The sequence below is a fragment of the Bradyrhizobium sp. SZCCHNS3002 genome (assembly GCF_032377435.1).
Lineage (GTDB): Bacteria > Pseudomonadota > Alphaproteobacteria > Rhizobiales > Xanthobacteraceae > Bradyrhizobium.
The window spans coordinates 310,312-323,386 of record NZ_JAUHHY010000003.1 but is presented as its reverse complement, the minus strand read 5'-3'; the positions used below and the strand labels follow the sequence as shown (position 1 = coordinate 323,386).

13 protein-coding genes are annotated in these 13,075 nt (G+C 64.8%); 8 read left to right on the top strand and 5 right to left on the bottom strand.

Annotated features, from left to right (window positions below):
- Window positions 1–85: 85 nt before the first annotated feature.
- Window positions 86–2,518, top strand: coding sequence for a DUF2235 domain-containing protein (locus QW845_RS08635; protein ID WP_315801170.1), 2,433 nt, complete (start codon window positions 86–88; stop codon window positions 2,516–2,518).
- A 132-nt stretch (window positions 2,519–2,650) separates the two neighbouring features.
- Window positions 2,651–3,415 carry a hypothetical protein gene (locus QW845_RS08630; RefSeq protein WP_315801169.1) on the top strand — a complete coding sequence of 255 codons (765 nt, stop codon included), beginning with the start codon at window positions 2,651–2,653 and terminating at the stop codon, window positions 3,413–3,415.
- Between the two features lie 27 nt (window positions 3,416–3,442).
- Here QW845_RS08630 and purB read toward each other — a convergent pair whose 3' ends face one another.
- Complete coding sequence (purB, locus tag QW845_RS08625; protein WP_315801168.1) at window positions 3,443–4,750, bottom strand: adenylosuccinate lyase; 1,308 nt, start codon at window positions 4,748–4,750, stop codon at window positions 3,443–3,445.
- A gap of 281 nt (window positions 4,751–5,031) precedes the next feature.
- Here purB and QW845_RS08620 point away from each other — a divergent pair, with 281 nt between their 5' ends.
- Both QW845_RS08620 and QW845_RS08615 read left to right on the top strand, forming a co-directional pair.
- Window positions 5,032–5,205 carry a hypothetical protein gene (locus QW845_RS08620; RefSeq protein WP_315801167.1) on the top strand — a complete coding sequence of 58 codons (174 nt, stop codon included), beginning with the start codon at window positions 5,032–5,034 and terminating at the stop codon, window positions 5,203–5,205.
- Window positions 5,202–5,825 carry a TetR family transcriptional regulator gene (locus QW845_RS08615; RefSeq protein WP_315801166.1) on the top strand — a complete coding sequence of 208 codons (624 nt, stop codon included), beginning with the start codon at window positions 5,202–5,204 and terminating at the stop codon, window positions 5,823–5,825. Before QW845_RS08620 ends, QW845_RS08615 begins: the two co-directional genes overlap by 4 nt.
- Window positions 5,826–5,907: 82 nt before the next feature.
- On the opposite strand, the gene QW845_RS08610 is transcribed toward QW845_RS08615, so the two are convergent.
- From QW845_RS08610 to QW845_RS08600, 3 genes are all read right to left on the bottom strand, one after another.
- On the bottom strand, window positions 5,908–6,699 hold the full coding sequence (locus QW845_RS08610) for a hypothetical protein (RefSeq protein ID WP_315801165.1): 792 nt from the start codon (window positions 6,697–6,699) through the stop codon (window positions 5,908–5,910).
- Between the two features lie 153 nt (window positions 6,700–6,852).
- The gene (locus QW845_RS08605) at window positions 6,853–7,500 is read right to left on the bottom strand and encodes a response regulator transcription factor (protein WP_315801164.1); all 648 of its coding nucleotides are present in this window, start codon (window positions 7,498–7,500) and stop codon (window positions 6,853–6,855) included.
- A gap of 10 nt (window positions 7,501–7,510) precedes the next feature.
- Entirely contained in the window at window positions 7,511–8,869 is a 1,359-nt protein-coding gene (locus tag QW845_RS08600) for a histidine kinase (protein WP_315801163.1), read from the bottom strand.
- A gap of 194 nt (window positions 8,870–9,063) precedes the next feature.
- Between QW845_RS08600 and QW845_RS08595 the strand changes: the two genes are divergently transcribed.
- The 4 genes from QW845_RS08595 (at window position 9,064) to QW845_RS08580 (ending at window position 12,315) form a co-directional block, all read left to right on the top strand.
- A complete protein-coding gene (locus QW845_RS08595; protein WP_315801162.1) occupies window positions 9,064–9,843 on the top strand; it encodes a MotA/TolQ/ExbB proton channel family protein in 780 nt (259 codons plus the stop codon).
- A complete protein-coding gene (locus QW845_RS08590) occupies window positions 9,840–10,511 on the top strand; it encodes a hypothetical protein (RefSeq protein WP_315801161.1) in 672 nt (223 codons plus the stop codon). The genes QW845_RS08595 and QW845_RS08590 overlap by 4 nt, the downstream gene beginning before the upstream one ends.
- Window positions 10,508–11,116 (top strand): hypothetical protein, encoded by a 609-nt coding sequence (locus QW845_RS08585; RefSeq protein WP_315801160.1) that lies wholly within the window; start codon window positions 10,508–10,510, stop codon window positions 11,114–11,116. Before QW845_RS08590 ends, QW845_RS08585 begins: the two co-directional genes overlap by 4 nt.
- A gap of 260 nt (window positions 11,117–11,376) precedes the next feature.
- A complete protein-coding gene (locus tag QW845_RS08580) occupies window positions 11,377–12,315 on the top strand; it encodes a S1/P1 nuclease (protein WP_315801159.1) in 939 nt (312 codons plus the stop codon).
- A gap of 13 nt (window positions 12,316–12,328) precedes the next feature.
- Here QW845_RS08580 and QW845_RS08575 read toward each other — a convergent pair whose 3' ends face one another.
- Window positions 12,329–13,048, bottom strand: a complete 720-nt coding sequence (locus tag QW845_RS08575; protein ID WP_315801158.1) for an SDR family oxidoreductase — start codon at window positions 13,046–13,048, stop codon at window positions 12,329–12,331.
- Window positions 13,049–13,075 lie beyond the last annotated feature (27 nt).

Sequence of the window (13,075 nt, the reverse complement as noted above, 5' to 3'; positions counted from 1 at the left end):
CCAAGTCGCTCGCGCGGGGATTGCGCCTTGCTTTTATTACAATTGGGTCCCAAGCTCCGCTCCGGCATTCTGGTCGGGGGGCCTCATGTCCAACTCTGCTGCGAGAAACATCGTGCTGCTGTCGGATGGGACCGGCAACAGTGCCAAGGCCTTGTTCAAGACGAATGTCTGGCGGCTGTTCCAACTGCTCGATCTGCGCGATCCCAGCCGGCAGATCGCGTTCTACGACGACGGCGTCGGCACCTCGTCGTTCAAGCTGTTCGCGGCGCTCGGCGGCATCTTCGGTTTCGGCCTGAAGCGCAACGTCATTGCGCTCTATAGCTTCTGCTGCCGCAACTACCGGCCTGGCGATCGCATCTACTGCTTCGGCTTCAGCCGCGGCGCTTTCACGATCCGCATCGTGGCGGCGATGATCGCGGGGCAGGGGCTCGTTCCCTACAACAACAATGACGCTGATCTGGCACGGTTCGCCGCCGATGCCTATCGCCGCTACCGCCGGCGCTACAACAGCGGCATCCTCCGCTATCTCGGCAGGATCGGCCTCGATCTCCGCGGGATCCGCGATTGGGGAATCCGCAAGCTGCGCAGCTGGCGTAACCTGCCCCCCGAGCCGCCGCCCATTCAGGTGGAGAGCATTCATTTCGTCGGCATCTGGGACACGGTCGACGCCTATGGCGGTCCGATCGAGGAGATGACCCGTGCCATCGATTATTGGATCTGGCCGCTGTCGATGCCAGACCAATTCATGAGCTCGAAGGTCCATCGCGCCTGCCATGCGCTCGCGATCGAGGAGGAGCGCGATGCGTTCCGCCCGGTGATCTGGGACGAGCGCTACGTGTGGGGGCGTGACGAGGCGGTGCCCGGCCGGAGTGACAAGAAGGACTGGCTGTTCGGCATCGATCACGATCCACGCAGCGAGGCCGCGAAACGCGCCGACCCGCCGCCGCATCTGCGCACCGATCTGCCGGCCAGTGACCGCGAGCGCATCAGCCAGGTGTGGTTCACCGGCGTGCACTCCGACATCGGCGGCGGCTATCCGCAGGATGGTCTGTCCTATGTGACGCTCGACTGGATGCTGGACCGGGCTCAGGCCTATGGTCTCGTCTATCTCGACGAGCGGCGCAGCCTGCTCTACGACCCCGAGATCGATCCGCTCGATAAGCTCAACGACTCCCGCAAGGGGCTTGCGGCCTACTACCGCTACAAGCCGCGCAATCTGCGAGAGATCTACGACGCGCCGCCGTACAAGCTCTCGCTGCGTTACGATATCAGGCGCATGAAATGGCTGCTGCATTCGCCGTTCAAGCCGCAGACGGAGCTTCTGGCCGGCGATCTGCATCCGAGCCTGCCACAGCCGCCGTTGCCGCCGGTGAAGCCTGTCATCGACCACACCGTGTTCGAACGCATCCGGTCGGGCACCGATCATTATGCACCGGTCGTCGTGCCGGCCAGCTACCGCGTGACCGACGACTCGGGCACATCAGTCGATGCGCTGCATCCGTGCGATCAGGGACGCGCGCGGATACGTGTCCAGGACGATGTCTGGAGCTGGGTGTGGCTGCGCCGCGTGGTCTATTTCACGACCATGTTCGCGCTGCTGTTCGTCGCGGCGATCCCTTATTTCGTCATCTACTGGCCGCGATTCCTCTACGTACCGCTGCACGTGGTGGGCGATCCGGTGGTCAACGCGGCCGCTGCGTTCCTGCCGAAGTTTCTCGATCCCTGGTTCGTCGCATTCCGGGATTCCCCAGGGTTCCTGCTGATCGGAGTAGCCGTGGCCCTCGGCCTGACGGCGTGGGGCACCTCCCTGCAGCGAACGATCCGCGACGCCGCACGCATCGCTTGGAACGATCCGTCACGGCACACGCCGGTGACCGGCTGGCGCGCGACGGTCTATTCGCTGCGCCGCCAGGGCTGGTATGTTGCCGGTTTCTATCTCCTCAAAACGTGGATCTTCCCGTTCGCCATCATGTTCTGGCTGTTCTGGTGGCTGGGGTTCGGCGCGGCCAATACGGCCGGGCTGTTCTGCAAGGAGACGTTGAGGCCGACCGAGGTCGAGCAGACAGAGATCGGCGCATACCCTGGTGGAAGCATTCGGCCAGTGTTCGAGACGCGGCACCATTGCTATCCGACGGCGCTGACCGTGGCGCAGGGCGAGACCTATCAGATCGTGCTCGACGTCGGGGAGGCATGGAGCGACGGCGGCATCCCTGCGACTCCGGCCGGCTTCGGTTACGGCACCTGGACCCAACTGCCCGGCGTCCCGTTCAAGCGTCTGATCTGGTCGAACTGGTTCGCGCCGATCGTGCGGGTGGGCAGCACCGGGCTTGAGGAGCATCTCCCGGCTTTCCAGCAGGAAACGCCCGGCAGCAGCCGCTGGACAGCCAGGTTCACCGCCCGCAGCGATGGGGAGGTGTTCGTCTATGTCAACGACACGTCCATCCTGTTTCCTTGGCTGTTGTATCGATTCTACTTCAACAACAAGGGTAGTGCGGTCGTCTCGTTGAAGAAACTGTAGCTGCGCGCGCCGCCAGGTCTGGCATCGCCACGTCGAGCGTGACGACGTCGCGCTGCGGATGTGTGCGGCACGGACTGGCGTCGGCGCGGGGACAGGGTAGGATGCAGGCAAAGGTCGCCTGCGAGGAGTGCCATGACCCGACGAAGCTGGACCGGATGGATCGCAAGCCTGGCGCTCGCCGCCGTCACGCTCGCCGCCGCCAGCGCCAATGCAGCCGAGCGGACGATGTCCTGGGACAGCGGCTGCCGTTTCACGGTTCGGTACGATCCCGCCAAGTACGACGAGACGCGGCTGCGCAACACCACGCGTCTGCTGTTCGGCCCGTCCGATTTCGAGTCCCCGGGCACGCTGCCGGCGTTCGAGCCGACGGCGGTCGCCGCGCTCGACCCCGATAAGATCGATCGCACCTGCAAGGCTGCGCTCGACGCCGCCGCCCGGCTGGAGTTCATCGCGCTGCCCGGCGTCGACGACTATCGCCGCGCCAGGGTGGCGGAGCTGAAGGACAGCTGCGATTTCGAGCTGGCACAGACCCGCGGCTTCAAGACGCCCTCGGCATTGCGCGACTATCAGCCTGCCGCCGCCTGCGCACGCTTCGTCGACGCGATCGAGGGCAAGACCGACCTGCAGCAGATGTTTCGCCAGACCGTCGCGCAGGGCTGCGCCAACAACGCCAGCCCGCAGGCCTGCAACGCCCGCTATTCTGCCGAAGCCCAGAAGGTGGACGGGCAGGAGCGCATGCGGATCTACCTCGTCAATTTCGGCTGGACCAATTGCGCTGTCAACTACAACCTCCGCAACACCGGCGCCAAGAAGATGGAGGCGATGCGGAGCGCGCTCGAGACTCAGTTTCGGAAGATGTTCAAGGTCAAGCAGGACAAGTGCGAGGAGGCGGACTGACGCGATGTCCGCCTGCCCGACACGGGATCACGCCTCCCCGAACACGCGCTTGAAGATCGTGTCGACGTGCTTGAGGTGGTAGCCGAGGTCGAACTGCTCGTCGATCTCGGCATCTGTGAGATACTTCTTCACCTCGGCATCGGCCTTCAGCAAGGTGCGGAAGTCGCCTTCGCCGCGCCAGACCGGCATCGCGTTGCGCTGGACGAGCTTGTAGGAGTCCTCGCGGCTCGCCCCCTTCTGGGTCAGCGCGATCAGCAGGCGCTGCGAGTGCACGAGGCCGCCGAGCTTGTCGAGGTTCTTCTCCATGTTGGCCGGGTAGACCAGCAGCTTCTCGATCAGGCCGGCGAGGCGCATCAGCGCAAAGTCGAGCGTGACGGTGGCGTCGGGGCCGATCATGCGCTCGACGGAGGAGTGCGAGATGTCGCGCTCGTGCCACAGCACGACGTTCTCCATCGCGGGCGTCACATAGGCGCGCACCATGCGGGCGAGGCCGGTGAGGTTCTCCGACAGCACCGGGTTGCGCTTGTGCGGCATCGCCGACGAGCCCTTCTGGCCCTCCGAGAAGAACTCCTCGGCTTCGAGCACCTCGGTGCGCTGCAGATGGCGCACTTCGGTCGCCAGGCGCTCCACGGACGAAGCGATGACGCCGAGGGTCGCAAAGAACATCGCGTGGCGGTCGCGCGGAATCACCTGGGTGGAGATCGGCTCTGGCGACAGGCCCATCGCCTTGGCGACGTGCTCTTCCACCCGCGGATCGATCTGGGCGAAGGTGCCGACGGCGCCGGAAATCGCGCAGGTCGCGACCTCCTTGCGGGCGGCGACCAGGCGCTCGCGCGCGCGGGAGAATTCGGCATAGGCATAAGCGAGCTTGAGGCCGAAGGTCACCGGCTCGGCGTGGATGCCGTGCGAGCGGCCGATGGTCGGCGTCATCTTGTGCTCGAAGGCGCGCGTCTTCAGCGCCGCTAGCACGCGGTCGAGATCGGCGAGCAGCAGGTCGGCGGCGCGGGTGAGCTGGACGTTGAGGCAGGTGTCGAGCACGTCGGAGGAGGTCATGCCCTGGTGCACGAAGCGCGCCTCGGGGCCGACGATCTCGGCGAGATGGGTCAGGAAGGCGATGACGTCGTGCTTGGTCTCGCGCTCGATCTCATCGATGCGGGCGACGTCGAAGGTGGCGTCCTTGGCTTTGGCCCAGATCGTCTTGGCGGCGTCCTTCGGGATCACGCCGAGCTCGGCCAGGGCGTCCGCCGCATGCGCCTCGATCTCGAACCAGATCTTGAACCGGGTCTGCGGCTCCCAGATCGAGGCCATTTCGGGACGGGAATAGCGGGGGATCATCGACGGCGCTCCGAGGCGGGAGGGAAGGTGGGCGGGACCAAGCGTCCGCGCCGGCATTTTACGCCGCGCTTTACCAGAGCCGCCGGATCGACACAAACGGCGGTCTTTCCGGCGAGCCGGGGGGGCAATTCAAGATTATAATACCATTTCTCAAAAATCGCGCTGACAGATATTGAAATCTGTCAGCGCGATGATGTATATCGATTGTGTCACCGTGCTTAAGACCAACTTCCACTGTCTGACCTTGGGTTCAGCGGTTTCAACTGCGAAGGACCGCTTCGATGAAGATTGAAAAGCGATTGTTGCACTCACAATTTCAGGACTGGCTGAATCTCCAGGTCGCGCGTCACCTGGAGGCCCAGGCCGCCAAGTTCCGCGCGCCGTCGTCCGCCGATCGGGCTGAGACGATCCAGATCAAGGCGCATACGTCGGACGCCGATATGGTGCACGCATGAATGAGGCCGTGGTTCTGACATCCGAGCGCATCCTCGAAGTCACCGAGGATGTGTTGCGCCGGTACGGGCTCGCCAAAGCGACGGTCGTCGACGTCGCGAGAGCGCTCGATGTCAGCCACGGCTCCGTTTATCGTCACTTTCCCAGCAAGGCCTCGCTGCGCGAGGCGGTTGCCAAGCGCTGGCTCGAGCGGGTCAGCGCGCCGCTGGCGCAGATCGCGGCGGAGCCGGGCCCCGCGCCGGCCAAGCTGGAGCGCTGGCTGCGCGAGCTGTTCGGCGCCAAGCAGAAGCGGGTCTGCGAAGATCCGGAGATGTTCGCGACCTATCTCACCCTGGCGCGCGAGGCGTGCTCGGTGGTCAAGGCGCACAAGCAGAACCTGATCGCCCAGGTCGAAGGCATGATCGCCGAGGGCGTGGCGCAGGGCGCGTTCGATGTCGCTGATCCCAAGACCGCGGCCGCCGCGATCTTCGATGCGACGAGAAGTTTTCACCATCCCGCCCACGCCGACGAGTGGGCCGAATGCACCTGTCAGGCCCGGGTCGATGCGGTGCTGACGTTGTTGCTGCGCGGGCTTGCGGCGCGGGGGCACCCGGAAGAAAAGCGGTCGACGTTCAGCCAATGAGCTGTCAATTCGCTCACACCAATTGACGTGCTGGCTAACGTTTGAGACAGAAAGATATTGGGCTGCGCCACCTAGACGATCTTTATCTCTTGTCAATGGTCTGATCGGCAAAGATGGGATCTGTCTTTGCTGCAACAACAACTCTGAGCGTTCCCTTTGCGACCGGCATGAATTGGCTGCTTCCGTTCCCAAATATTGCAAGGTCGGTGCTCGTTGCTAAGGCTTGAAAGAGTGCCTTAAATGGCGTCATTGGCGCATTTGGCTCGAGGTTCAGGTCGTTACCATCGCCGACGACTGAAATTCCACTGGGCTGTCCTCCTGCATTCAGTGCGGGCGGTTGTCCATGCAAAAGCGAAAATAGCTGACCTGAAACATCCGGCATGATCGCGTTGACGTTTTCCTTTGTCAACGCAGGAATGGTTTGCGGCCACGATGCTTCCCATCCAGCCATCTGCAATGCAGAAAATAAGCGCGATGCAAACCAATATCCATCCGAGGCCTCGGGCATGTACCAAATAACAACGGGCACCTTGGGCCGACCTTCAAGGGCTTGTTTGAATTTATCGAAATTAATCTCTCTCGGGCCGGCAAGCTTGCGTAGTTGCGCGAGCTTCAATTCAGCTTCTTTTTGGCGAGCGTTTGCTTCAGCAATCTGCTCTCTAGTTCCCAGCTTGTATCGCTCAAGAGCCTCTTCGGCGCTCGCCGCTTCTCGTTTGTGAGAAATAATTGACCCAGCTGTCGAAACGCCAATTGCGGCGGCAGCAACTGCCGCAGCGATCACCGATATGATCAACCAAAAATCCCACCATTCGCCATTGTGGCCTAGAAAGAGTGTTGAGGTCGCGGCATTCGTGCTATTGATTGGATCAGTCATTATTAGCGAACCATAATGTACTTATAGTCATAACATCTGATCCTACCGGAGGAGAGGACAGATTCCTAGATTTTTGCAGACGATGTTGTCTCTTGATTTCCTTGGCCCTGTTGACGGGTACCGTTCGTAAGACCTGTTCTGGTCCTTGGTGTCCTACAAATCCGTCAGCCCGCTGGTCACCGCCAGCCGCACGAGCTGCGCATCTGTCTGCAATCCGGTCTTCGCCTTCACCAGATAATGATAGTTCTGCACCGTCTTGACGCTGAGATGCAGGTTGGCGGCGATCTGCTCGGTGGTCAGCCCCGAGGCGAACTGGCGCAGGATCTCGATCTCGCGTTCGCCCAACCGATCCAGCACGGTCTGCTGCGGATCGAGGCTGTCGGCGGCCAGCACATGGGCGACGTCGTCGCTGAGCGCGCGCCCGCCGGCGATCACCATGCGGATGGCGCGGACCAGCGCCGACGGCTCGCTGCTCTTGGTGACGAAGCCGCTGGCGCCGGCGGCGAACGCCGCCTTCACCAGCGGCGCCTCGCCATGCATCGAGAACACCAGGATGCAGGCGCGATTGTCGCGGGCGCGGATGTTGCGGATCGCCTCCAGCCCGCTGGCCCCCTTCATCGAGATGTCGAGCACGACCACGTCGGGCGCATGCGCCTTGAACGCGGCATAGGCCGCCGCGGCGCTGTCGGCCTCGGCGATGACTTGAAACCCCTCCTGGCTCTCCAGCACGCGGCGATAGCCTTGACGGACCACCGGGTGGTCGTCGACCAGCAGGATCGAAATGCCTTTGCGCTCGGGCATCCCCGTTGTCTCAGGCGGCCAGTGGAATTGTCGCGGAGACGCTGAGCCCGCGCGCGGCCGGTCCGATCGACAGCGAGCCGCCGACGGCGGCGATGCGCTCGCGGATTCCGGTCAGGCCGAAGCCGCGCGATTGCGCCAGCAATGCCGCATCGCCGCCGCCGTCGTCCTCGACCGAGATCACGAGCGCGCTCTCCGGTCCCGGGCGGCGCTCGACCCGCAGCGACACCTCGCTCGCGCTGGTGTGGCGGAGCGCGTTGGTCAGGCACTCCTGCGCCATGCGATAGGCGGTGACCGCGACCGGGCCCTGGATATCGGCGAGATCGCCGTGCAGGGCGAGCCGGATCGCGGGTCGCGCGGCATGCTGATAGTTCTCGGTCAGCGCGATCAGGCCTGCGGCGAGGCCGAGCTCTTCGGTGAGCGGACGGCGCAGCCGGCTCAAGGTGCCGCGCAGGCAGGCCATCAGATGGCTGACGGACTGCGTGATCATGCGCGCATCCTGCGCGACCTGATCGTTGCGGCCGCTGCCGGTGCTCTCGATCGTCGAGGCAAAGGCGAGGATGGCCGTGAGGTTCTGCCCGAATTCGTCGTGCAGCTCGCGCGCCAGCGCCCGCCGCTCCTCGTCGCGGATGTCGAGCAGGCGCTCGGTGAGCGCGGCGCGCTGCTCGTTGGCCTGCGCCAGCCGGTCGCCGAGCTCGCCGACGGCGCGGCCGATCATGGCGAGCTCCATCGAACGGAAGCGCGGCAGTGCGGGGCGGTGGTCGCCCTCGGCCATCCGCTGCAGGGCCTGGACGATGCTGCGCGCCGGCGCCAGCGCATGCGCGATCGCCAGCGAGGCCAGCACGCCGATCGCGATTGCCATCGCCAGCGCCACGCCAAAACTGTCCTGGATACGCAGCCAGGCGAGCTGGATCGCCGCATCGGGATCGGCGATCGCCGAAACGGTTCCCGCCGTGGTGGAGCGCGCGCTGATCGGCTGCGCGACCGCCGCGTGATCGCCGAGGATGGCTTCCACGGCGCCTGAGAACCAGCGCGGCGGCGCGGCGCCGAGGCCCTTGCTCTGGCCGCACAGCGGCTTTTCGAAGGCGGCCTCGGGCTTGAGCTGTACGCAGATGCCGGGCGCGATCAGCTTCATGGTCTCGGTCGTGCGCCAGTCGGGCAGCGGCAGCAGCCGCTCGCGCGACCGGTTGCCGCGCAGCAGCAGCTCGCGCCAATACAGCGCCTCCAGCGCCTGCGAGACCCGGTCGGCCGATGCCGCGGTGGCGCGGTCGACGCTGCGATAGGCGTCGACGGTGACCCATACGGCCGCGGCGGCCAGACACAGCAGCACGATCAGCGCGAGGCGCGCAATGAGCTGGAGCACGAGACGCATGCGATCCTCTCCACGGCTTTTGCCGCAGCGTAACCATGGGCTGGTGCTCCGCCAAGCAAATGCACTGCAGCAAGCGGCAGGTTGGGAAATTTTCCCGAGAGCCCCAAGGCAGATGTCTTTGGACGCTGTTCCGTCGCTCTGCTTAACTCCTCTGCGAAGCGCCGAACGAAACGGCGCGCATCGGGAGGTCTTGCATGAGCGTGGTCAGCAGTGCCGAACGGGTGGAACCTGCGCGCGATAGCGCCGAGCGCGGGCCGCTGCTGCTCTGGATGATCTTCACCGGCCTCACGATATTCGCCGCCGTGGTGCTCGCCCGCTACGGCTATTTCCACCTGATGGTCGCCTCCGACCGCACCTACATCTCCAGCGTCATCGCCGTGCTCTACGTCGTGACCTGCTGCCATTGCTTCTGGCGGACCAGAGCGATCGCGCGCGAGGCGGATGCAGCGCGGCGCTGCAGGGCCGTGCTGATCGGGCCCGATGCGGCGCGCGCGCTCGAACCTGATGCGCAATTGCTTCCCAAGGGGCTCGTCACCAACCACATCCGCAGCCTCGTCACCAAGGCGCAAACGCAAGGGGCAGGGCGTCTCGACCAGACCTTGCTGCTGCGGACGCTCGCCGACCGCCTGCGCGGCTCCAACGGCTTCGGCGGCTTCGCCTCGGACACGCTGATGAAGCTCGGCCTGCTCGGTACCATCATCGGCTTCATCATCATGCTGGCGCCGATTGCCGGTCTCGACATCAACGACAAGCTGGCGATGAAATCCTCGATGGGATTGATGAGCGACGGCATGGCCGTGGCGATGTACACGACGCTCGCCGGCCTCGTGGGCTCGATCCTGGTGCGCATCCAGTACTACATGCTGGATGCGGCGACCGGGCGCGTGTTCTCGGACGCGGTCATGCTCACCGAGACGCGGGTGACGCCGCGGCTCGAGCGCGCGATGGATCGCGCGCCGGAGCAGGGCGCATGATGGACGATTTCGGACTCTATCCGCGCGAGGAGCAGTTCGACCCGTTCAGCGTGATGCTGTTCAAGGCGCTGCAGATCGTCGCGTTCTTCTTCTTCATCGCGGTGCTCGCGATCTCGCCCGACGCCAAGGACGGCAAGGTCGACAGCAAGGCCGAGTTCCTGATCACGATGGACTGGCCGGACAACCATCCCGACGATCTCGACCTGTTCGTGCAGGACCCTGTCGGCAACATCGCCTGGTACCGGCATCGCGAGGCCGGCTTCCTCACGCTCGACCGCGACGACCGCGGCGGCGCCAACGACTTCATCCTGGTCAACGGCCTGAAGATCCCGTCGCCGATCCGCGAGGAGATCGTCACCATCAGAGGCATTGTCGCCGGCGAGTACACCGTCAACATCTCGCATTTCCAGAACGTCAGCGGCGCCCCGGTCGAGGCCATCGTGAAGGTGCAGAAGCTCAACCCGACCGCGCAGGTGATCTTCGACGACAAGGTCGTGCTCGACCACTCCGGCGACGAGAAGACGGCGTTGCGCTTCAAGCTCAATGCGGAAGGCAAGGTGATCGACGTCCAGCGGCGGCCCAAGTCGCTGCTGGAGACGTTCCGGAACGTCCGCGCCAACGGCGCCGATCTCGATCCCAAGACGGGTGTCAGGATGATCAGGCGATGATGAGCAATCTGCAGACCGTCATCGTCACGCTGTCCGTCTGCTACGCGCTGATCGGCGCGCTGCTCCTGCTGGTGCTGGTCTATGCAAGGCTGCCGTGGCAGGTGAAGGCGGTGGCGGTGATCATCACCAGCGCGTTCTATGTCGGCAGCTTCGTCGGCGCCCGCGGCCTGCTCGGCTGGGCCAGCGTCGACCGGCTGCCGAAGAGCTTCAAGGTGCTGCAGGTGCGGATCGTCGATCCGCACTCCGTCGAGGGCGATCCCGGCGCGGTCTATCTGTGGGTCGAGGCGCTCGACGACGACAACAGGCCGAGCGGCGTGCCACGCGCCTATCGCATTCCCTACAGCGACCGGCTTGCCGACAAGGCCCAGCACGCCGCCGACCAGATCGCGGCCGGTCATCCGCAGGGCGGTCGCGCCGCTGATTTCGGCACCGGCGACGGCGGGGTCATCGACGCCGCGCGCGAATACATCCTGCCGAAGACCATCATCGAGACCGCCGGCGGCGATCCCTCCACCGGCGAGTTCAAGGCCGCCAAGAACGCCGGCGACGGCGTCTCGTTCACGCCACTGCTGCCGCCGCGCATGCCGCCGAAGGACGAGCAGTGAACGGGGCGACGCGGAAGAGCCTCCCAGCGGAGAGTCGATAACTCGCCACCGTCGTTGCGAGGAGCGAAGCGACGAAGCAATCCAGGGTCCAGTTCGCAGCCCTGGATTGCTTCGCTGCGCTCGCAATGACGGCGGAAAATGACCGCGGCGCAAGCGGTGAAATTGCCAACTTTCTCCATTCAAGCTAGGCTCAGGATCGTCTAGTAATCCAGCCGAATGCGCGTTTCATTTGTTGATTGAATCTCGAGGGGGGCTTCGCGATGCGTAAGCTGATGATTGCGTTTTTGGCCCTGATGTTGTGGCCGGCCGGACCGGCTCTGGCCTGGTGGGACGAGGGCCACATGCAGATCGCCTATCTGGCCTACAAGAAGCTGTCCCCGGCGACGCGGGACCGGGCCGATGCGCTGCTCAAGCTCAATCCCGACTACGCCAGCTGGGTTGCCGGCGCGCCTGCGGGACAGGAGAAGCTATACGCTTTCGTGCATGCGGCGACCTGGCCGGACGACATCAAGATGAAGCCGGACTATTACGACGATCAGGTGACGGATTCGACAGCGAAGCAGCTGGTGCCGTACGGCCACCTCAAGCATCAGTACTGGCACTACAAGGACGCGCTGTTCTCGGCCGACGACACGCCGCTGCCGCGCCCTGATGCTGTGGATGCGGTGTCGCAGCTCAAGCTGATGATCGCCAAGCTGCCGGCGAACACCGACGCCTCGGAGCCGCTGCGTTCGTACAGCCTCAGCTGGAGCATCCACCTCGTCGGCGATCTGCACCAGCCGCTGCACGCCATCGCCCGCTATTCGTCCGCGCTTCCCGACAAAGGCGGCGACCGCGGCGGCAATGAGGAGCAGGTGATCGCCGCCAACGGCGAGACGCAGAATCTGCACGCCTATTGGGACGGCATCTTCGGCGGCTATTCGACCGTGTTCGGCGCGATCTTCGACGCCGACCAGCGCGGAGGCCTGTCGACCGTCACGCCCGACGCCGGCAAGGCGCAGATCATCGACCCCGCGGTGTGGGCGCAAGAGAGCTTCGATCTCGCCAAGACGGTGGCCTATGCCTCTCCCGTTCGCACGGACAAGCAGCCGGTCGAATTGACCCGCGAGTACGAGACCAACGCCCGCGACCTTGCCCGCAAGCAGGCCGCGCTCGCCGCTGCGCGGCTCGCCAACCTTCTCGAGGTGGTGTTGCGGTAGAGCCGCCTGCGCCTCACGGCGCCCGCGTCGGACGAACGACGATCTCGTTGACGTCGACATCGTCGGGTTGCTGGATGGCATAGCGCACGGCGCGGCCGATCGCGTCCGGCTGGAGGGCAATCGCGCGGTAGCTGCGCATCATCTCGGCTGCGGTCTCGTCCGTGATGGTGCTGGCGAGTTCGCTCTCGACCACGCCCGGATGGATGCAGGTGACGCGCAGCTTCTCATTCTCCTGCCGGAGCCCGTCCGAGATCGCCCGCACGGCGTGCTTGGTCGCGCAGTAGATTGCGGCGGTCGGCACGACCTGCAGAGCGCCGATCGAGGCGATGTTGATGATGTGTCCGGAGCCGCGCGCCAGCATGCCTGGCAACACCGCCGCGATGCCGTTCAGCACGCCCTTGATGTTGACGTCGACCATGCGATCCCACTCGTCGACCTTCATCGCGGCCATCGGCGACAGCGGCATGATGCCGGCATTGTTGATCATGACGTCCACGTGCCCCCACAAGGCACGCGCGGCCTCGGCGAAGGCCGCGACATCGGCGCGGTTGGTCACATCCAGCGCCCGAACCTCGGCGGTTTGGCCGGCCGCGTGCAGCTCGGCGGCGAGCGCCTCGAGCCGATCCAGGCGGCGCGCGCCCAGCAGCAGCCGCGCGCCCGTGGCGGCCAGCTCTCGTGCGATCCCCGCGCCAATGCCGCTCGACGCCCCAGTAATCAGGATGACCTTGTCCATGTTCAACTCCCGTCGGTTGGTGACGGG